Consider the following 20,367-nt stretch of genomic DNA (forward strand, 5'->3'; position numbering starts at 1 on the left):
TGGTTCACTATACGTTTTAAGAAAGTTACGGAGGAAGAACAATGCAGTTTGCTGATTTTACTGTATGGAAGTATCTAGCTAGTATTGTTGATATTGTCCTCGTATGGTATGTCATTTACAAGCTGATCAATGTGATAAGAGGAACGAAGGCTGTTCAGTTATTAAAAGGAATTCTCGTTATTCTTCTTGTCAGAGTGGTCGGTGAGTGGCTTGGTTTAACGACATTAAGCTGGATGATGCAACAGGCCATAAATTGGGGATTTCTTGCCGTTATCATTATCTTTCAGCCTGAACTTAGAAGGGCCCTTGAGCAATTAGGAAGAGGGCGATTTTTTTCCAGCAGCAGAACACAGGATGATGATAATCAGGAAAAAACAGTCGAAGCCATTTTAAAAGCGACCGATTATATGGCAAAGCGACGAATCGGAGCATTAATCTCAATTGAACGAGAAACGGGCATGAGTGATTACATAGAAACTGGAATCCAATTAAACTCCAATATTTCATCGGAATTGCTCATAAATATTTTTATACCTAATACACCTCTACATGATGGTGCAGTTATTATTCAAAGAAATAATGTTTCAGCAGCAGCCTGCTATCTTCCTTTATCCGAAAGCCCGTTTATTTCAAAGGAACTGGGTACTAGACATCGGGCTGCATTAGGAATCAGTGAAGTCACCGATAGTGTAACAGTCGTCGTATCGGAAGAGACAGGTAATATTTCACTGACCAAAAATGGTGAACTCCACCGCGATCTAAAGTTAGAGGAATTAAAAACGCTCCTTACGAGTGAAATGGTGATTCAAAACAAAACGAAACAAGCTTCTTCAGCTCGTTGGAACTGGAGGGGGAAAAGCAATGGATAAACTGATGGATAACCCTTGGTTCTTAAAAGTTCTGGCCTTGTTATTGGCAGTCCTGTTATATTCTTCTGTGCCCAATACAGGGAAAAAATTATCAGATGTGAATGTCCCTGGCGAAAAAGCCACAGAAACCATTCAGGATATACCTGTAAAGGTTTATTATGATACAGAAAATTTAGTCGTATCCGGTATTCCCAACACGGTTGATATTACTATCAAAGGGCCTCTCACCCATGTCCAGTCTGCTAAAGCTTCAAAGAACTTTGAAGTGTATGTCGATTTGACCGATGCAAAGATAGGAAAACAGAAGGTAAACCTTAAGGTGAGGAATTTATCTGATAAATTGAAGGCGACGTTGAAACCGGCTAGTGTAAATGTCACGATCCAAGAAAAGATAACGAAGGAATTTAAAGTCGATGCCGAATTTAACTCTAGCCAAATTGAAGAAGGTTATTCAGCAGGACAACCTGTTGTTGAGCCAAGTAAAGTAAAAATTACCGGTGCTAAAGATGTAATTGACCGGATTACCTATGTGAAGGCGACGATTGAGGAAAAGGGTAAACTGAAAGCTTCCATTACGAAAGAAGCACGGATACAAGTACTAGACAAGGAATTAAACAAGCTGAATGTTGTCGTGGAGCCGGAGACAGTCAAAATGACGATCCCCATTAAGAGTAATACGAAAACGGTTCCCATCAATATTGTCAAAAAAGGCACACCTCCACCGGGTGTTACGATTGAATCGATCGATATTGATGAAAAAGAAGCGACGATTACAGGGAATGACGATGTTCTGAAAAACACAGAAAATGTAAGAGTGGAAGTGGATCTTAGTAAAATTTCTGAAAACACCACTCTAACCTTACCTGTCATCATCTCAAATGGGGTCTCGAAGGTGTCTCCGCAAACTGTAAAAGCAACCATAGTGGTCAAAAAACAAGAAGAGACAACCGTCTCTGGTGTACCAGTGAAAATCCAAGGGTTAACTGACACCCTTAAGGCAGAGTTGAATGACCCCGCGAGCCAAACGATTAATATTATGGTGAATGGCATAAGTGGGACAGTTTCGAATATTGGCCCGGAAGACTTTACTGTTTTCATCGACTTATCCGGATTATCGGAAGGAAGTCACGATGTTAAAATTCAGGTAGAAGGCCCGACAGATGTCAACTGGAAGCCTGATAAATCGACAGCAAAAGTTACGATAACGAATAACGCATAAGATCCAGCAATTGATATGTTGAAGGAGAGATTTTTAAATGGGAAAATATTTCGGTACCGATGGGGTACGCGGCATTGCAAATAGCGAATTAACACCTGAAATGGCCTTTAAATTAGGCCGCTTTGGCGGGTATGTATTAACAAAGGATAAGGATCGTCCAAAAGTATTGATTGGGCGTGATACACGTATTTCAGGGCATATGCTTGAGGGAGCTCTTGTTGCCGGCTTACTTTCTATTGGTGCAGAGGTCATGCGTTTAGGCGTCATTTCCACTCCGGGTGTTGCCTACTTAACAAAAGCATTGGGAGCACAGGCGGGAGTCATGATTTCTGCTTCTCATAACCCTGTGGCTGATAATGGAATAAAATTTTTCGGGCCGGATGGCTTTAAACTATCCGATGACCAAGAGTTAGAAATTGAAGGGCTCATTGATTTACCAGAAGATCAATTACCGCGGCCAACTGGTGCTGAACTGGGGCAAGTGATGGATTATTTTGAAGGCGGACAGAAATACCTGCAATACTTGAAAAATACCGTTGAGGAAGATTTCTCTGGCATCCATATTGCATTAGATTGTGCGCACGGAGCAACTTCATCATTGGCGTCGCATTTATTTGCCGATTTAGATGCTGACCTATCTACAATGGGGGCATCACCAAACGGGTTAAATATCAATGAAGGCGTTGGTTCTACCCATCCGGAGGCATTAGCTGCTTTAGTAAAGGAAAAGGGTGCCGATGTGGGGCTGTCCTTTGATGGGGATGGCGACCGGTTAATCGCGATTGATGAAAATGGTACAATTGTCGATGGCGACCAGATCATGTATATTTGTGGCAAGTATCTGAAGGAACAAGGGCGCTTAAAGCATGGAACGATTGTTTCTACGGTCATGAGCAACCTTGGTTTTTATAAGGCACTTGAAACCCATGGTATTCATAGTGTGCCAACAGCAGTGGGCGACCGTTATGTTGTCGAGGAAATGAAGAAAAACGGCTTTAATCTTGGCGGTGAGCAATCTGGTCATATTATATTCTTGGACTACAATACAACTGGGGACGGCCTATTATCAGGGCTTCAGTTAGTGAATATTATGAAGGCGACTGGAAAACCTTTATCAGAGCTTGCCGGAGAAATGAAAAAGTATCCGCAAAAGCTTGTGAATGTACGAGTCACCGATAAACATCATGTGACCGATAATGCTAAGGTAAAAGAGGTCATTGAACAAGTTGAAGCGGAAATGGCTGGAGATGGAAGAATTCTCGTCCGTCCATCCGGAACTGAGCCGCTCGTCCGTGTGATGGGAGAGGCATCCACTGAGGAATTGTGTGCATCCTATGTAGACCGCATTGTCACAGTGGTAAAAGAAGAAATGGAATTAAAAGAATAAAGCTTAAAATTTATGCATAAGGAACAGTACGAAACTGTCTCCTTATGCATATTTTATTATGAATGGTTCTTGAACAAAATTTGAACCATTTATAGTTTTAGTTGACGGACGACTGACAAATCATGTAAGATTAATCTGCTTTGAATTTTAAAGCAGCAGTTGGTCACCATGCTTTGAAAGGAGGGTAGGAGCAGAAGGAACAGGAATAAAAAAAGCGCCTGAACTAATCTTCAGAGGTTAGATTAGTTGACGAGGTGGAGGTTTATCGAAACATTCGGCGGATACCTCCCGGCTGTGACGCAGGGCCGTTAATTTCTTCTTTAAAACATGGAGGCAACTCTGTGCACAAAGAGAAGGAAATGCGCATACTAATCGTAATGTTTAAAAAGGTATAGACAGATACCTGACAAAAAAACAGAGATAAGGGGGCAAGTCTGCCCTCGAAGAAGCACCTTGCCCCCTGTATTAGGGAGGACATATAAAAATGTGTGGAATTGTTGGATATATTGGTCATAACGACTCGAAGGAAATTTTATTAAAAGGTTTAGAAAAGCTTGAATATAGAGGCTATGATTCAGCCGGGATCGCTGTGAAAAATGAGAACGGCATTCATGTGTTTAAAGAAAAAGGCCGCATTGCCGATTTGCGTGAAATCGTGGACGAAGATGTAATGGCAAATATCGGAATTGGCCATACCCGCTGGGCAACACATGGGGTGCCAAGTAAGGTGAATTCCCATCCGCATCAAAGTGGATCTGAGCGCTTCACCCTTGTTCATAACGGCGTCATCGAAAACTATGATCTTTTAAAGCGTGAATATTTAGCAGATGTTCATTTTATAAGTGAAACAGATACAGAAGTGGTTGTTCAGCTTATTGAGCGGTTTGTAAAGGAAGGATTAGCGGTTATTGAGGCTTTCCGTAAAACATTGACCCTTTTACATGGATCATATGCCATTGCCCTTTTAGATGCTGAAGACAATGAAACCATTTATGTGGCTAAAAATAAAAGCCCGTTGCTCGTTGGTTTAGGAACTGATTTTAATGTTGTCGCCAGTGATGCAATGGCGATGCTGCAAGTAACGAACCAATACGTAGAATTAATGGACAAAGAAATTGTTATTGTTACAAAAGATGATGTAACAATTCAAAATTTAAATGGTGACAATATTAACCGTAAACCATACACAGCGGAACTTGATGCAAGCGACATTGAAAAGGGCACATACCCGCACTATATGTTAAAAGAAATCGATGAGCAGCCGCTTGTGATGCGTAAGATCATTCAAACGTATCAAAACGAGCAAGGGGAATTGACCATTGACCCTGAAATTATTAGTGCGATGAATGATACGGATCGTGTGTACATCATTGCAGCTGGTACTTCTTATCATGCCGGACTTGGCGGAAAGCAGTTTATTGAACGAATGGCAAAAATCCCTGTTGAAGTTCATATTGCCAGTGAATTTGTTTACAATATGCCGCTAGTAACGAAGAAGCCGTTATTTATTTTCATCACACAAAGCGGGGAAACGGCTGACAGCCGTGCCGTGCTTGTGAAAGTGAAAGAAATGGGTTATCGCACGCTTACGATCACCAATGTTCCTGGGTCAACCCTTTCCCGTGAAGCGGATTATACGCTGCTCCTGCATGCAGGACCTGAAATTGCTGTTGCTTCTACAAAGGCCTATACCGCGCAATTAGCAGTATTATCAATTTTGGCTGATGTGACGGCGAAAAGCCAAAATATTGAAGTGAACTTCGACCTTGTGCATGAGCTTGGGATTATTGCGAACGCAATGGAAGCTCTTTGCGACTCTAGAGAATTGTTTGAGCACATTTCAAGAGAATTCTTATCGGTAACTCGCAGTGCATTCTTCATTGGTCGTGGAGTCGACTACTATGTCTGCTTAGAAGGTGCTTTAAAGCTGAAAGAAATTTCGTATATTCAAGCAGAAGGCTTTGCCGGCGGCGAATTAAAGCATGGCACAATCGCCTTAATTGAAGAAGGTACACCGGTTATTGCTTTAGCAACTCAAGAAAGTGTTAATTTAAGTATCCGTGGTAATGTGAAGGAAGTCGCTGCCCGCGGAGCAAACCCATGCATCATCTCGATGAAGGGTCTCGAAATGGATGAAGACAGCTTTGTCATCCCAGAAGTAAATGAATTATTAACACCGCTTATCTCTGTCATACCAATGCAATACATTGCTTACTACGCAGCCTTGCACCGCGATTGCGACGTCGACAAACCACGTAACCTTGCGAAGTCTGTGACGGTTGAGTAGGTAGGAATAAAAGCAATTAAAATTCTGTTGATTTAAATGTCAAACTAAAATAAAGTTTGATGTATGTAAAAATAGTCTGCTTAAAAAGAAAAAAGTTTGCATAAAGTCTCGTGGGTGTATCCAGTGTATGGGTATACTCACGGGGCTTTTTTATGTTTGTTGCGGGCTGTCAAATGTTTTTCGTGAGGATCAAGGTGCCCCTTACGGGTTGAACCATTCCTACAGGTACAACTCAAGGGGAAGCCCACGTCCAGCGATGTGTAACAATCCCCAAGCAAAGTATTCGCCCATAAAAAAATAAATATATAAATAATTAGCATACGTGGTAAGTATGGAAATGGCGGTGGTATAGGCGAAACCGTAAGGTATAGTAGTGTGCTCGTCTTTCAAAGGAAGCGCACGTCACGAAACGTGTGATCCGCTCCAGACTTTAGCACTCGCCCATAAAGAAAGAAATAAATAAAAATAAAAATAAATAATTATGTATCGGTAACATGATAAGTATGGGATTGACGGTGGTATAGGAGAAACCGTAAGGTCTATGTATAAGAGATTAGACTATCGAATTGGAAACGTATCTTCGATACTCCTTTTATTGGCAAGGTCCGAATATCATATCTGAAATACTTATACCAGCACCTATCCTTTGTGTAAATCAGGTGTACCCCATTTCCACATACAGAAAGGCTCCTCCATTCTCAGCGTATACTCTACCTCAATAAATGGCTTACCTCTCTTAACCTAAAGCACAAATACATTAAGATATAACCAATACAATTGCATAGATACTCCATCCGAAGATATTAATCGGTTATGGTACAGGAGGCACCGTAAGGTGCCTTTTTTAGTTTTGGCCACACAACTCATTTGGTGTTCGCCACTATATCACTAAGCAAACTTTATTCTCATCATATTAATTTTCTGTGTTCATTTCCGGTGAAAGTGAGCAAATCTTTGAGCGAACTTTATTCTCAAAGAATAATTCGGAAAATGCCATTGAAGTCAGATGTATCAAGGGGTTTATCGAATAACCTATTTCTGCAAACTTTATTCTTATTTAACATTAAAATACAATTGTGATGTTTATAAAAAAGATGCAAGTGTCTCAATATAAAATTAAGGTTCCTTAGATAAAAATAACGTTCCTTAAATAAAATTAATGTTCCCAAACCGAAGGTCTTTCCGGTACTTTTCCCGGCAGACCTTCGGTTTTTTTGTGTGAAATTCAGTGGGAATCCACTCCCATTTTCAATCAAAAATCAATATCAATTCGGGCGGGTGGATCCATTAGTGATCCAGTCCTTTTTGTTTTGTTCAGTATCACTTCAATCCCTTGTCCAATAAAGATTGTTGTTTCTCCATTATGCAAATCCTTAGTATTTTTCTATCAGAAGGAAAAGAGCAAGAGATTAGAGTTATTGAAAAAACATGTTTTGTTTTTTTTTCAAGAAATAAGTTTTAATATATCCGTGGATATTATTTATCTATAATAGATATCATATATCTAATAAACATAAAAAGTGGTGAACAAATTTGCAATTTACGAAGGCTTTTGAACAAGCTGCCTGCATCATTATATTATTAGCAACGCAAGAATCAGGGGAACCTTTATCGACAGATGAGATTAGTAGGCGTTTAGAAGTATCCCCATCTTACTTGAAAAAAATCACTCGGAAGTTAGTAGTTAAACAAATTATCACATCCGTTTCGGGCAATAAAGGTGGAATTTCACTAGCGAGAAAAACGGAAGAAATAAGTGTATTAGACATTATTGAAGCGGTTGAAGGACCTATTTTAATCTACCCCGATACAGGGCTAATCAATTTAGTATTTAAAGGCGGAAAATATGTAGATAAAGGATCTGACATTATTCGCAATGTCTTAAAAAATGCAGATGAATTACTAAACCGATATTTTTCCAACATTAATGTATCCGATTTGTTAAAAGAAGGCTTTGGTAAGACAGAAATACCAACACTCTACTGGAATAAAACCTCCTTAACTGAGTCTTTACAACAAGATAGAGGTGAACATGATTGAACATGTTTAAAGCTGAATGGAAGAAAGTATTAAATAATAAGATGTTAATACTTATGATGATTGTCATACCGTTCGTTCCGATTATTTATTCTGGCATTATCCTTAGTGCTTATTGGGATCCTTTTGGTAAAACCTCCAATTTACCAGTAGCGGTCGTTAATCTTGATGAACCATCTGAAATGGAAGGAAAGACATTACGTATTGGGGATGAATTGATAGATAATTTAAAGACAAATGATGATTTGGATTGGCATTTTGTTAATCAAGATAAAGCTAAAGAGGGTTTTGGTAAGGGTGATTATTATATGGTCATTACTATACCAAAAGACTTTTCAAAAAGAGCTTCGACGGTACTAGAAGACAACCCAGCAAAAATGAATCTGACTTATGAAGTCAATCCTGGGTGAACCTTTTTTAGTGTGACGATAAGTGAACAAGCAATGAATCGCATCAATCAAGAGGTTTCAAATAGTGTCACTAAAGAATATACAAGGGCAATCTTTTCACAAATTAATGAAATTGGCGAAGGATTTGCTGATGCTGCGGACGGAGCTTCTGAAATAAATGATGGGGCCAGCTAATTACTTGATGGAAATGTTGAGATAACAGAAAATCTGAACAAACTTACTTCAAGCACTTTAACGTTTAAAAATGGTGCTGATGCCATACAAGTTGGCGTGGGAGACTTCATCAAGGGTGCAAATTCACTTCACTCAGGGGCAACTCACTTAAATGAAGGAATTACCCATATTCGAATGGGATTAGTCAGTTGCAAGAAAAACAGCTCTTTTAACAGACAAGCAAAAAGGGGTTCCTAAACTTGCTGCTGGTCAAGAAACGTTAAATGGTGCGTTAAATAACTTAGCCACAGGTAGCCATAACCTAAATAATGGTTTAGTAAAAATGAATGAGCAATTACCATCTAAAGATGAAATCAATCAGCTTACTCAAGGATTAACAGGTGCACAGCAAGCTGTAAATCAATTGCAAAAAGCCGTTAGTCACTCTGGGGCACCTCCAGAGTTGGTAGCTCAAGTTAACGCACTTAACGAGGCGGTAAACCAGGTGCAACCTAAAGCCATAGGGGCTATAGATGGATATACAAATATTAGTCAAGCATTTGCAGGCGAAAAAGGACGGATACAAGGTTCATCACAGCTTGCTAGCGGAATGGATAATGCTGTAGGTGGAAGTAAAGAATTAACGACAGCTACTGCCAATTTAAACAAACAAATGCCACAATTGGTAGGTGCAATCAATCATCTTAATTCAAAATCACAAGACTTGAAAGAGGGTTCAGCCACACTTGTACAAGGAACCGAGACACTTTCAAGCAAATTACCAGATTTAGAAAACGGAGTATCACAACTATCTGAAGGTGCCACCGGGCTAAATGAGGGAGCTGGACAGCTAGCTGAAGGTTCAGCGCAACTTGGTGAAGGGATTGCGACACTGAAAGATGGTACAAATGAGTTATCTAATAAACTTTCTGAAGGTGCAGATACAGTAGTAAGTATCAATACAACAGATGCAAACTATGACATGCTTGCATCACCAATCTTGCTTAAAGAAGCAAAGACCAACGAAGTTCCAAATTACGGACACGCACTGGCACCTATGTTTATTTCACTAGGACTATATATTGGTGCTTTGGCATTTAATTTAATATTCCCGTTGAGTGAAACAGCTGCAAAACCAACATCTGATAGGGCTTGATGGTTCAGTAAGTTTTCCCTTGGATTCGTCCCAGCAGTCGGTGGAGCATTAATTCTTGATGCTATCGTTATACTCGGAATGGGATTAGAAGTAGAGAATGTAGGCAAGTTTATTTTAATATCCATTTTAGGTTCAGTAACGTATATGTTTTTCATGATGTTATTGGTGATTCCATTAGGAAATCCAGGGAGATTTATCGCAATGATTCTCCTTGTATTACAACTTGCATCAAGTGGTGGAATGTTCCCGGCAGCCTTGCAAAATGATTTCTTTAATGCTATCAATCCTTATATGCCAATGACACATGTTATCTATGGTTTGAGGGAAGCAATGACTTCTTCTATTGGAAGTGATGCCTTTATCATTAGTATCGCTGTACTAATCGGTTGCATTATCATTTTTAATTTATTGTTATTCTTTTTCTCGAATTTCAAAAACAAAAGAGATCTGGATTTAGTTCCTGGGAGTTAATTTATCCCATCCGACAAACAGAATTGTTAACAGCATTAGAAAGTAGGGTTACTATACCTCTTAAATCATTTTTCTTTTCTCTATTATATGTAGCTGTTACTTTCTTCTTCCCCATGCTTAAAAAGTTGGTTTCAACTGCTTTATAATTGGTATCCAAACAGCAAAGGAAGCGGGAAGAGCAGCGGGCAGTTCTTTATGTACTCAATCGTTATTCAATCGGTTTTTTCAATCAAAAATCAATCAAAATTCGGGGCTGGATTCAAAAAGATACAGTCCTTTTTTTTGCCTAATACACCTCCAAGCCTTTGTCCTGTAAGGGTTCTGGATTCATTCGGTTAGTTTCTCCACGGTATTGAATGGGCATCCTTTCCCCAAGAAGATAACAAGTTCTCAGTTTGCATATCCTTTGTCTTAATAAATATTACCAACGTTGACTTGTTGGACCAATTGTAAATCATTAAATTAATATTTACAATAGGCCGGACAATTCTTGCCATCCATCTAGGGGCATTACCCACCAGTCGTCCTAATCTATAAAGTGCGGTCTTTGAACTTTCGGACGATAAATCCAAAGGGATATTTTCCTGTTTAGTTTGAAGCATGATAGAAATAAGACATCCGACCCAATAATCTAGAAAACTTTTAAACCACTCATTCCAGCGATACAGGGTTGATTCATCTGCAGGTATATCGTGATTAATAGGGTTTGCAAGAACCAGTTCAATACACTCTGATTCATACCTTTTATAAGGAACTAAGAAATCTGGTAATTCATGATGAATACATTCACAATTATCACATCTTAAACGTCGAATATTATAAACTTTCGTTTCTCCTGATCTTTCTTTTGATTTCCTATCTCTAGTCCCAATAACAGTCATACTTTTTCCACAACAAGGCGAAAGAATCCTCCCCGTACCCCTAACCAAAAACTGAAATGGCCCCTTCTAAAAACATTTCCTCTGTAATGCCCGGCATCGTAGCTACTCTTGCGCCAGCTGCTGCAGCAGTCATTCTTGCCTGAGTATGTGTTAAAGAATGTTCTGTAACACAAACAACGACGTCCGATTGGACCATTGCTGCAGGATCGAAACTGGAGGCTCTTCACCTGATTTTGTCCGTTTATTCATAATCATTAGCATTGGTTCCGCACCAAGCTTTTTACCTGTTTCATATAAAGATTCCCCAAGCTCCTTTTTCATATCAACTGCAACAACAGGAAATTGTTCGTTTTCTTTAAGCCCTAAACATTTTTCTAAAACATTTTGGCTAATCTCAATTAATTGTTCTTTCATTTTGTTCATCCTTTTGTGGTTTAAATCATTTCCGATACTAATTTTCCCATAATCGCATTTGATAGTATGACTGGTAAACCTGAAGCAGTAGATACTCTTTCTCGAGCATTTTCAGTATACCCCATACAATCGAGCAAAATAATATCCACATTGTCTTTCAGTTGAAGTGCTGCCGACAGGAATGCGGATTCATCATGTTGATACGGGGACGCTACAGCAAATATTGGATCAAGACCGAATGGAGCGAATTTCGGCTTCAAACTCTTCTTTTGCTCCTCCAGCGGTACAATAACGCCAAGCCGGCGATTGGCAACGAGTGTTTTGACAGCCGGAGGGATAATATGATCGGGCTCGATTAAAAAGGAGCTTTTCGTTGTTAAACCGGGGAATACTCCAGTACAAAGCAGCAGAATTTGATTAATACCTGAATTTTCAAGCTCATTAATTTTCCCCTGCAAAATTGGTTTGATTTTTTCGCGTGACATAACAACCGATTCACCTGATACCAAACGGGAAGTCAACACATAATCATCTGCTTCTGGATACAAATACTGCTCAATATATTCTTTTGACATTCCATCTAACACCCCAACTTGCACTAGTTCGCTGCGGCCATCCAAATATTTTTCTAAGATTGGGGCCACATCCGTCCTTGGAGCCTGTCCAATAGTTATCATACCTAATTTACTCATTCCTACACCCCTTTTAATAGATATAAAGAGCGGCTGCTGCCGCTCTTCTTTTTGAATTTCAAAAACAGTATCAGGCTTTCATCCTAAAGTTTCCTTTCTATTGCTGGTGTGAAGCCTCTTTCCCCATTGTCTGTAATATTTTCATCGAACCATACAGTTCTGTAATTTTGGTGTATTCATCCTCGTTATACAACTGGCAGGTTGCGTTTGTTACTTCCTTTGCTACCTCAAGCGAGAACCGGACGGCGTCTGCAATATCAGCTTCATGACTAGCACCTGTTCCACAGCCTGGAACAATTGATTGAGCCGTAATAGCGACACCTACAACAGGAGCATCAGTCGCAACGGCTGGCTGTAAAATTGAATTAATATGATATAAGTCATTACCATATGGTGTAATATCCTGGGTTGTAATTGGGAAGGTCACAGCCAATTTACCGGTCGCCATTTCCATAATTCTAATTAGGTCATCGCTAATACGTAAGATATATCCTTCCTTAACAGTAGGTGAAATGGCAATCCCCTTATGATTAATGACGCGGTTTCCCTTTGTTGTATCAATTGATAATATAGCTTCCATTTCAGGAACAACTTCATATTTATTCATCGTTAAAATATCCACCGGTGAGTCCATAAAGTCTACCGGCTCATGCGGTCGGGTAGGTGCATTCGGACAGATATGTGTCGTAACAATTACATCTCCTTTAAGCGTATCCCCTTTCGTCTGCATGTCTGCCAGTTTTAACGCAGAAGCCACGGCGGCGACAGCACCATCTGCGTCGGAAACCATACCGATTCGATTTGGACGGGCGCCAATCCCTCCAAGTCTTCCTATTATTCCAACCGTTTTTGCGTCTCCACTCTTACTTCTTCCATTGGAACCGGGAATTACTATTTTTACGAAATCTGTACTTCCTTTTTCTCCGGTTACTGTCTGTACGGTCACTGTTACATTTGGATATGGCTGGAATAATACCTTAACTGTTTCTCCTTGGACATACCCATTATCAAGTGTTTCAATCGCGGTTAATGTTTGTTTAAGTACCATTTTCGTTTCCTCCAAATCTATTAAAAACAAAATGTAAAAATCAAATCATTTCTTGATTATCCTTCTTTTAATTTCATCCATTTTGCTGGTTCTAATTTGTCCATTAAATGAACTGATCTTTAGGACTGATCCGAATAAAATGCGGATGCAAATAATCCCGCCGCGTCTACAGCGTCAATAATCGGTACTGGTAAGTCCTGTCTAATCAAATTAGACAGCCCTATAGTAGAGAATCCAGTGCATGCAAACAAAATGACTTTCGCCCCTCGATCTACAAAATCCTTTGCAGCAGCAACTCCTTGTTGACGCCCGCTTGGGGTCAGCAGATCAGTTGTATTGCCAATTCCCTGTACCTTTTGGTAGCTAATCAATAATTCTCCTAAAAGTTTTTTTATGGCAAGAGGAACCTCATCTGTTATTCCTAAAACACCTACAGATTGTCCAATTGCTAATGCGCTCAGTGCAGCTGCACTTCCAGCACCTATAACTGGAATGGTAACTTCCTTTCTAAGTTCCTCGATCGCAGGGTCAGCAGCACAGCTAATAACCAAAACCTTACAACCTTCTTGCTCCATCTTTTTACCAAGCTGGATGATTTTCGGAACTGCTGTCTTTTCTGTTTCATCATTAAATACTCCATATGGCTGATCTGTAATGCACTTACTGACAGTCGATACACCATAGCGTTCGGAAATAATCTCCCCATGGTGATTTAAAATTTTCTCGTCCTCAGTCGTAAAAACCCTGATAACCCCAATCATCAAATCTCTCCTTTTACGAGGAAATTAAAATTTTCCAAGACATAAAAACTATTGAATATTAAAATTTTAAAATATATTTCATAAAACGAACACGTCCTACAACACCAAAAAAAGACTTGAATTTTGTGCTTTAAGTACAAAGGTAAAAGAGTAAGGAGTACCTTGTGTACAGAATGAGAAAGCTATGCAATAATATATTTCAAATTACTAGTATTTGCTGGAGTATTTTGTTGTTTAACCTAATACCAGTCAATTTTAATGAGAAGGAGAGGTAATTTTTATGCGAAACATACGGGTAAGTCTAGTACAATTTGAGAGTATTATTGGAGATGTCAAAGCTAATTACAAAAAGGCAGCAAATTTTATAGAAGAAGCTGCTACAAAACAAAAAAGCGATTTAGTTGTCTTTCCAGAGCTGTTTTTAAGTGGATATGACTTGGGGAAATTAGGTAAAGATTACTTTCGTCTTGCAGTAGATGAAGACTCTGCCATCTTAAAGGATTTTTGTGATGTTGCCAGGGCAAAGCATATTAACTTAATTTTACCTGTGGCCTTTAAGAGTAAAATGCCCGGAATAACCTATAACTCGGCTGTTGCGATTAGCCGGGAGGGTGAGATCATCGGAGTATACCATAAAACACATTTATGGGCAGGTGAGAAAAACTATTTTATATCTGGGGATGAACAAGCGGTCTTTTCATTTGATTTTGGTAAAGTCGGAATAATGATTTGTTACGATGGCGGTTTCCCGGAAATCGCCAGAATCCATGCTTTAAATGGGGCAGAACTAATTGTTTGTCCATCCGCCTTTCCGTATCATGATAAGGATCTATGGGATATTTATTTTTTATCAAGATCGCTGGAAAATGCATGTTTTGTTGCAGCTACAAATCTGGTTTATCATGAAAATGGCCACCATTTATATGGAAATAATAAACTTGTAAACCCTAGAGGAAAACTTTTATTGGAGGGCAATCTCGATAAAGAAGAAATGCAAACAATTGAAATTAATTTAGATGATGTAGCAGAAGTACGCCAGGAAGTTCCCTTTTTACGAGATAGACAGGTTCATACTTTTAAAGGCCTGGTTTGATTAAATAAAGTTGTCTGAGTATTGCTCAAATCAATAAAGGAACTGGTAAAAAACGAAATGTTTTTTGCCGGTTCCTTTTTGTTCTTCTTAAGCTGGAAATTGGCAATATATTTTAACTGCAAGAGGTTGTATATACGTATTTTTGGGAGCTGAAATTTTCCACATTACTAAAATAGAATTAAACAGAGATATTATTGATATTTTATTACTATAACTTCATTATGAATAGTTTCATTCCTTGCCTATTAAGTTAATTGAACTCATGTCGTGTTTCATTGTACCGCAAGCACAATATTACTCCTTTTTTTTAGTTGGCAAGGACATTGTTTATTAATATTCCTACTTATAGACTTAGATTAAGTATTCTGTAATTTACGACAATTTGTATAGTCGTAACGAAACTTATGGTGGATGCCAACAACTTCACCATCAATTTGTGGTATGACAAACAAAAAGGGGGGGATATATTTTTACATTAGAAGTCTTTCGTTGTTAGAATAGATAATTGTTGGTAAATTTTGAAAACAGCACTATATTGAACAACGAATCTTAATAAACCATATAGGGGGAATTAAAATGGGCAAAGTTTCTGAGCAACAAAAGGTTGACCAGCAAGATGATTTTGCATCTGAGCGGGTCCCCTATGAAAAAAGGTATAATTGGTTGACGATCACTGTGATCCGATTTGGACAAATGTCAGCATTATCCCAGTTTCTTCTCGGTGCTACGCTTGGCTTTGGAATGACCTTTTGGGATGCATTTTGGGCAATAACATTAGGCGCTGTGATCCTCGAATTTGTTATGATTTTTATTGGATATCTTGGAATGAAAGAAGGATTACAGACATCTTTGTTGTCACGTTGGACAGGTTTTGGGTATCTCGGTTCGGGGATCTTAGGGATCATAATTGGAGTTTCAAATGTTGGCTGGTTTGGCGTACAAAATGCAGTATTTGCTTCAGGCCTTGAGCAATTGATTGGCGTGCTTCCATTTTGGGCATGGTGCATTATCTCTGGGGCTATTGTCATAGGAATTGTTTATTTCGGTGTTGCTTCGATGGGGTTAATTGCATACGTAACTGTACCGCTATTCTTGGTTGTTTGCTTCTACTCTATTGCACAAGCTTTGTCAGGTCATTCTTTAGGCCAATTGATGGCAAGTTCAGCTCCAGGACCTCATTTAAGCATTACGGCGGGTGCAACATTGGTTGCAGGGTCTTTTATCGTAGGTGGGGCTGTTACACCGGATATGACTCGATTCAATCGTACTTTTGGAGATGTAATTAAACAGACCGTTATTGGTGTCACTTTAGGAGAGTATACAGTTGCACTTATCGGGGTTCTGCTTGCTCATGCGTTAAAAACAGCTGATGTGATTAGCATTATTTTAACTACTAGTGGAGTTTTAGGTACAGTAATATTAATTGCGTCCACTGTAAAGATTAACGATTGGAATTTATATAATTGTACATTGGGAGTAGTTAACTCAGTTGAGGTTTTAACCGGTCGAAAAGTAAGCAGAAAAAAAACTACCCTGGTTGTTGGAGGTCTGGGTGTTGTCTTTTCAGCAATGGGAATTTTAGACCATTTTATTGGATTTTTAACATTACTTAGTGTATTTATTCCTCCAGTTGCTAGCATTATGCTCGTTGATTATTTTGTCCTGCGACGACAACGGCAACTGCTTGACGAATCACGTGAAAAAGGAGTTTTACCAAGTGTAACAGAACAATGGAATCCTGTTGGTTTTGTAGCATGGATTGGTGGTGCATTGGCTGGTCAATATATTACCTGGGGTATTGCTTCACTCAATGCTTTAATTGTTGCTGGGGTCCTCTATTATTTAGGAGGAATCCTCTTTTTGAAAAACAGACAGAGTATTACCGGGCTTTATGGAAATGTCAAATCTTTATCCTAAGTCGAAACACCAGTGATGCTATTATAAAATACCAAAAGAACTGGGTAAACTACCCGGTTCTCTTTTTGCTTGTAATATACAATAGTAGGAGCACAAAAGTAGGTGGAGTTTCCACCCTTAACAAAGTCCTATATGCTAAGAGCAGAAATATCCTTTATATTACCTATTTTTCAGCAAAAAATATATTAAACAAAAGAAATAGACTAATCTTTCACGGGTATCATCAAGATCTATATCAAATAATTCTCTGATTTTATCCATTCGGTATTTAACAGAGTTACGGTGTAAAAAAAGATGTTTCCCTGATTCCTTTAAACTCCCATTCGTATAAATATAACAATAGAGGGTTTTCATAAATTCTGTACTATTCTCTTGGTCATACCGATAAAGATTTTCAAGCTTTTTCTGGACAAACTTGTCGATGTCAACCGATTCGGATGCTTCCATTAATAAATCGAACAACTCTATTTCTTCGAATGAAAATACTTGTTTGATATTATCCATTGTTGATCCAAAAATAATTGCCTTTTTGGCTTCCAAATAACTTCGTTGCACTTCCCATAAAAGTGTCTTCTTCCCAAAACCAATATGAATTTCTTTATTATTACCTAGTAAGGATTCCAGTTTTTCAATCCAAAAATTAGTTTTTCTATGGGAATGGGAAGATATATTTCCTTTGTTAGGTGAACCAAGCAATAAAACTAAACGGCTACCTTGCCAATGAAGGTAAGACTTAATATGGTGAGTTTTGGATTCCTCCGATATGAATCTATTTAAACGGTCAACAAGGTTAGAAACATCTTCACCTTTCCCTTCTATGATGGCAATTTCCCACCATGCCTCCGGATCTAACCCCAATTGATTTCCCTCCGTTATAATCTCCTGTTTTGACAAGGGGAGCCCTGATAACAAATCATCAATAAAATTCCCACGCAGTTTTTTTTCAGTATCTAAAGCTGTTTTTCTTCTCATTAATTCTAATGCAAATACAAGACGGGCTTGTTCAATACATATAATGTCTAGTTCTCCTAGTTCTTCTTTATCTACTATGAGTTTTCCTACTATCTCCTTATCCACTCTAATCCCCCAATAACGAGGGTTAGGGGAGGAACCATCAAAAGCATTTACTGGAGAGGAGACAATGATATCTCCTGTATTGTCAATTAACCAAATGGATGACTGAAGCAATTCGGAAATATTATCTGCTACTGATTGAATACCCATGTTTTCCAAAACCATTGTGGTTAAATTTTTATAAATCTCTTCCGACTTTCTAAGTAGGGAGGATTGTCTATCGATGACTAATTCCATAACGCTCTGGGTAATTTCAATGTAGGGAATTCCTTTTGGAAGCTGGATAATTGGTAAATCAAAGGCATTGCTCATCTGAATCATCGTTGATGGCACTTCATGCAGGAATCGCTCCGGCTTAATAGCTAATGCAGCCGCATTGGCCTCAGCTAATTGCTTAACCAATTTTGGAAGCAAGGAAGGTTCATTACGCATAGCATAAGCCGTTGAAAGTAAGAGTAGCCCTTCCCTCAGCCACCCGCTAATATCCGGCACCTCCATGATATCAATGTAACGAACAACCCGATTTAAACCTTTTTCTCCTGAAATTACCTTAGCATCCTTTAATACTGGAAGACGGAGTAACTCCTTCAAAGTAATACCTGTCGAATTCACCTTATCCACCTATTTCCATGAAAGCTAAACTTTATAACAGTTTAACACATATTAATTTTTTTTCCCAAAATTATTTTAATAATCAAAAATTACTGAAAACCTACAATATAGGGCACCAGGCAGAGTGGTCGTTCAAGGGCGAAGCATATAAACGGGTGTGATTTCCGCCAGCCAGTGCAGATAATTCCAGTTCCTGGTAGAGCGAACGATTAAGGTGGAGCAGTCGTCAAGGCTGAGAAACTAATGGAGTGAAGGTCTCCTGTCGTCAATTTGCCGATTCAGATAACTAGCATATCCAATGCGTAGGGAGGTAACAAACTACGTCCTTCTAATTTGGGTGCCTGTGGTCACCGCCCCGATCTTGTCAAAGGTTGATAGAACTTTTTTTGCGCAGAAAATGGAAGTTCATAAAGATAATGATTTGGTAAATAAACATCGTAGTGAATGGATGCAGTTGCAAAAGAAATATCCCAACCTATCGAAAACCCAATTAAGGGAGAAAGAACCAGCGGTGTACGCCTTCTTATATAGGAACGATAGAAATTGGCTGAACTTAAATTCACCAGAACGGCAAAAGATTGAAACTATAAATAACCGTGTTAATTGGTTGGAAAGAGATCAAGAAGTATTAAAGAAGATCCATAAGGTGGTTGAGGATATAAATAATAAAAGCGGAAAACCCATAAGAATTACAGTAAAGACACTTGGAGATCGCATTGGAGAAAGAGCCCTATTGGAAAACCATTTGGATAAGTTGCCGGAAACAAAGGTGTTCATTGAACAAGTTTCTGAATCAGAGAAGGAGTTCCGATTAAGAAGGGTAAAGTATGTAATTAGCGAAATGAAAGAGAAGGGAGAAGTGATTAAAGAATGGAAGGTTCTAAGAATAGCAGCCATTAAAAAGGAGTTTTATGAGGATATTTTTGATTTCTTAAAACGGGAGAAGGATTTAAAAGATATTGAAGGGGACTGAAATGAATGTACAAGAACGGAATGGAATTTCCTAACGAAGGCTTTGTGCAAAATACCATTGAATCCTATTTTGATAAAAAGGGATTTATCAAGGAGTCAATTTCCTATACAGATTATGCAGGAGTCCACATGGAAACTCGGGAAAAATGGAGAGTTGAAGCTAAGGGGTTGACGGGAAATGTAGGACTTGATTTTCGAACAGGGCTAGGACAACTAATACAACGAATGGATGATCCAAATGCAAATTATGGTATAGCCATTCCAAATATTCCATCATATTTACGACAGGTTGAACAAATAAAGCCATGGGTGAGAGAAAAATTCCAATTACATATTTTGGTGATTAATGAGGATGGAGGTTTACATCACGTATTTCCTAAAAATCCTCTAATAAGTGAATGATTCACTGATATTCCTTAGTGTAGAAACTTTTAAATTTGTGAAGTATCTACTGCAGTTGCGGATGCAAAAAAAATTAAGAGAGTTACTTCTAAAACATATATAGGGTGGTTAGATCTTGCAAAGAATAAAAGCAGAAGTTGTAATTACAATACCAGAGGACATGGTTCTTCTTACAAGGGTTGAGTATGACGAATTAAAACTGAATGAGCTATCAGGTGTGTACTGGAATATGAGGGAACTCGAAAAGCGTACCAATAAAAAGTCGGAATGGATAAAAGAGAATATTCTATATCCTGAAAGGTTCAGAAAGATACTTGATATAGATAACGGGGGATTTGTTTATTATCCCGAAACAAAGGGGCAACATTGGGCTTTTCAGGCTACTAAAATGGCTGCATTTTTAGATATTAATTTTAATAGGATCTTTAGCTCTGTAATTAATACAAAAAAATAAGCCCATTAAAGTGTGAAGGAAATGGGCGATTGAGTGCAATAGGGTCGTTATAGCGACT

The 20,367-nt window shown here is 38.7% G+C and carries 18 protein-coding genes and 2 pseudogenes; 14 read left to right on the top strand and 6 right to left on the bottom strand.

Going from position 1 to position 20,367, the window contains the following annotated elements; genetic code table 11:
• The first annotated feature begins 41 nt into the window (after positions 1–41).
• The 9 genes and pseudogenes from cdaA to FAY30_RS01010 form a co-directional block, all read left to right on the top strand.
• The gene (gene cdaA, locus FAY30_RS00975; protein ID WP_149868146.1) at positions 42–869 is read left to right on the top strand and encodes a diadenylate cyclase CdaA; all 828 of its coding nucleotides are present in this window, start codon (positions 42–44) and stop codon (positions 867–869) included.
• The gene (locus tag FAY30_RS00980) at positions 862–2,088 is read left to right on the top strand and encodes a CdaR family protein (RefSeq protein ID WP_149868147.1); all 1,227 of its coding nucleotides are present in this window, start codon (positions 862–864) and stop codon (positions 2,086–2,088) included. Before cdaA ends, FAY30_RS00980 begins: the two co-directional genes overlap by 8 nt.
• A gap of 37 nt (positions 2,089–2,125) precedes the next feature.
• Positions 2,126–3,475 carry a phosphoglucosamine mutase gene (glmM, locus tag FAY30_RS00985; protein WP_149868148.1) on the top strand — a complete coding sequence of 450 codons (1,350 nt, stop codon included), beginning with the start codon at positions 2,126–2,128 and terminating at the stop codon, positions 3,473–3,475.
• A 484-nt stretch (positions 3,476–3,959) separates the two neighbouring features.
• Positions 3,960–5,762 carry a glutamine--fructose-6-phosphate transaminase (isomerizing) gene (gene glmS / locus FAY30_RS00990; protein ID WP_149868149.1) on the top strand — a complete coding sequence of 601 codons (1,803 nt, stop codon included), beginning with the start codon at positions 3,960–3,962 and terminating at the stop codon, positions 5,760–5,762.
• A gap of 1,533 nt (positions 5,763–7,295) precedes the next feature.
• Positions 7,296–7,802: an Rrf2 family transcriptional regulator gene (locus tag FAY30_RS00995; protein ID WP_149868150.1), complete on the top strand. Its 507-nt coding sequence runs from the start codon at positions 7,296–7,298 to the stop codon at positions 7,800–7,802.
• Between the two features lie 2 nt (positions 7,803–7,804).
• On the top strand, positions 7,805–8,209 hold the full coding sequence (locus tag FAY30_RS01000) for a YhgE/Pip domain-containing protein (RefSeq protein WP_149868151.1): 405 nt from the start codon (positions 7,805–7,807) through the stop codon (positions 8,207–8,209).
• 33 nt (positions 8,210–8,242) lie between these two features.
• Positions 8,243–8,383, top strand: a complete 141-nt coding sequence (locus FAY30_RS27045) for a hypothetical protein (protein WP_190284776.1) — start codon at positions 8,243–8,245, stop codon at positions 8,381–8,383.
• A gap of 322 nt (positions 8,384–8,705) precedes the next feature.
• Positions 8,706–9,518, top strand: a complete 813-nt coding sequence (locus FAY30_RS01005) for a YhgE/Pip domain-containing protein (protein WP_149868152.1) — start codon at positions 8,706–8,708, stop codon at positions 9,516–9,518.
• A gap of 12 nt (positions 9,519–9,530) precedes the next feature.
• Positions 9,531–9,989 (top strand): annotated as a pseudogene (locus FAY30_RS01010) (YhgE/Pip family protein); the annotation flags it as partial.
• Between the two features lie 335 nt (positions 9,990–10,324).
• Here the strand turns inward: FAY30_RS01010 and FAY30_RS01015 are convergent.
• The 5 genes and pseudogenes from FAY30_RS01015 to FAY30_RS01035 form a co-directional block, all read right to left on the bottom strand.
• Positions 10,325–10,918, bottom strand: a complete 594-nt coding sequence (locus FAY30_RS01015) for a DUF6431 domain-containing protein (RefSeq protein WP_223820859.1) — start codon at positions 10,916–10,918, stop codon at positions 10,325–10,327.
• Positions 10,919–10,922: 4 nt separating this feature from the next.
• Positions 10,923–11,284 (bottom strand): annotated as a pseudogene (locus FAY30_RS01020) (aminopeptidase); the annotation flags it as partial.
• Between the two features lie 20 nt (positions 11,285–11,304).
• Positions 11,305–11,976, bottom strand: a complete 672-nt coding sequence (locus FAY30_RS01025; protein WP_149868155.1) for an AroM family protein — start codon at positions 11,974–11,976, stop codon at positions 11,305–11,307.
• A 97-nt stretch (positions 11,977–12,073) separates the two neighbouring features.
• Entirely contained in the window at positions 12,074–13,024 is a 951-nt protein-coding gene (locus tag FAY30_RS01030; RefSeq protein WP_149868156.1) for a DUF1177 domain-containing protein, read from the bottom strand.
• A 119-nt stretch (positions 13,025–13,143) separates the two neighbouring features.
• Complete coding sequence (locus tag FAY30_RS01035; RefSeq protein WP_149868157.1) at positions 13,144–13,785, bottom strand: aspartate/glutamate racemase family protein; 642 nt, start codon at positions 13,783–13,785, stop codon at positions 13,144–13,146.
• 280 nt (positions 13,786–14,065) lie between these two features.
• Between FAY30_RS01035 and FAY30_RS01040 the strand changes: the two genes are divergently transcribed.
• Together FAY30_RS01040 and FAY30_RS01045 are read left to right on the top strand one after the other, a co-directional pair.
• On the top strand, positions 14,066–14,878 hold the full coding sequence (locus FAY30_RS01040; protein WP_149868158.1) for a nitrilase-related carbon-nitrogen hydrolase: 813 nt from the start codon (positions 14,066–14,068) through the stop codon (positions 14,876–14,878).
• A gap of 576 nt (positions 14,879–15,454) precedes the next feature.
• The gene (locus FAY30_RS01045) at positions 15,455–16,795 is read left to right on the top strand and encodes a purine-cytosine permease family protein (protein WP_149868159.1); all 1,341 of its coding nucleotides are present in this window, start codon (positions 15,455–15,457) and stop codon (positions 16,793–16,795) included.
• A gap of 159 nt (positions 16,796–16,954) precedes the next feature.
• Here FAY30_RS01045 and FAY30_RS01050 read toward each other — a convergent pair whose 3' ends face one another.
• On the bottom strand, positions 16,955–18,481 hold the full coding sequence (locus tag FAY30_RS01050) for a PucR family transcriptional regulator (RefSeq protein WP_149868160.1): 1,527 nt from the start codon (positions 18,479–18,481) through the stop codon (positions 16,955–16,957).
• A 397-nt stretch (positions 18,482–18,878) separates the two neighbouring features.
• On the opposite strand from FAY30_RS01050, the gene FAY30_RS01055 reads away from it, so the two are divergent.
• The 3 genes from FAY30_RS01055 (at position 18,879) to FAY30_RS01065 (ending at position 20,309) form a co-directional block, all read left to right on the top strand.
• On the top strand, positions 18,879–19,454 hold the full coding sequence (locus FAY30_RS01055) for a TnsD family Tn7-like transposition protein (protein ID WP_190284777.1): 576 nt from the start codon (positions 18,879–18,881) through the stop codon (positions 19,452–19,454).
• 5 nt (positions 19,455–19,459) lie between these two features.
• Positions 19,460–19,855 (top strand): hypothetical protein, encoded by a 396-nt coding sequence (locus tag FAY30_RS01060; RefSeq protein WP_149868162.1) that lies wholly within the window; start codon positions 19,460–19,462, stop codon positions 19,853–19,855.
• Positions 19,856–19,967: 112 nt separating this feature from the next.
• Positions 19,968–20,309, top strand: coding sequence for a DUF771 domain-containing protein (locus tag FAY30_RS01065; protein ID WP_411675481.1), 342 nt, complete (start codon positions 19,968–19,970; stop codon positions 20,307–20,309).
• Positions 20,310–20,367 lie beyond the last annotated feature (58 nt).

Origin of the sequence: Bacillus sp. S3 (assembly GCF_005154805.1) — a bacterium.
Taxonomy (GTDB): domain Bacteria; phylum Bacillota; class Bacilli; order Bacillales; family Cytobacillaceae; genus Neobacillus.

What these genes read in the sequence shown, in the direction of transcription:
- cdaA (WP_149868146.1), top strand. Translation starts at nt 42, where the DNA reads ATGCAGTTTGCTGATTTTACTGTATGGAAGTATCTAGCTAGTATTGTT.
- FAY30_RS00980 (WP_149868147.1), top strand. Translation starts at nt 862, where the DNA reads ATGGATAAACTGATGGATAACCCTTGGTTCTTAAAAGTTCTGGCCTTG.
- glmM (WP_149868148.1), top strand. Translation starts at nt 2,126, where the DNA reads ATGGGAAAATATTTCGGTACCGATGGGGTACGCGGCATTGCAAATAGC.
- glmS (WP_149868149.1), top strand. Translation starts at nt 3,960, where the DNA reads ATGTGTGGAATTGTTGGATATATTGGTCATAACGACTCGAAGGAAATT.
- FAY30_RS01000 (WP_149868151.1), top strand. Translation starts at nt 7,805, where the DNA reads ATGTTTAAAGCTGAATGGAAGAAAGTATTAAATAATAAGATGTTAATA.
- FAY30_RS27045 (WP_190284776.1), top strand. Translation starts at nt 8,243, where the DNA reads ATGAATCGCATCAATCAAGAGGTTTCAAATAGTGTCACTAAAGAATAT.
- FAY30_RS01005 (WP_149868152.1), top strand. Translation starts at nt 8,706, where the DNA reads ATGAATGAGCAATTACCATCTAAAGATGAAATCAATCAGCTTACTCAA.
- FAY30_RS01025 (WP_149868155.1), bottom strand. Translation starts at nt 11,976, where the DNA reads ATGAGTAAATTAGGTATGATAACTATTGGACAGGCTCCAAGGACGGAT.
- FAY30_RS01030 (WP_149868156.1), bottom strand. Translation starts at nt 13,024, where the DNA reads ATGGTACTTAAACAAACATTAACCGCGATTGAAACACTTGATAATGGG.
- FAY30_RS01035 (WP_149868157.1), bottom strand. Translation starts at nt 13,785, where the DNA reads ATGATTGGGGTTATCAGGGTTTTTACGACTGAGGACGAGAAAATTTTA.
- FAY30_RS01040 (WP_149868158.1), top strand. Translation starts at nt 14,066, where the DNA reads ATGCGAAACATACGGGTAAGTCTAGTACAATTTGAGAGTATTATTGGA.
- FAY30_RS01045 (WP_149868159.1), top strand. Translation starts at nt 15,455, where the DNA reads ATGGGCAAAGTTTCTGAGCAACAAAAGGTTGACCAGCAAGATGATTTT.
- FAY30_RS01055 (WP_190284777.1), top strand. Translation starts at nt 18,879, where the DNA reads ATGGAAGTTCATAAAGATAATGATTTGGTAAATAAACATCGTAGTGAA.
- FAY30_RS01060 (WP_149868162.1), top strand. Translation starts at nt 19,460, where the DNA reads ATGTACAAGAACGGAATGGAATTTCCTAACGAAGGCTTTGTGCAAAAT.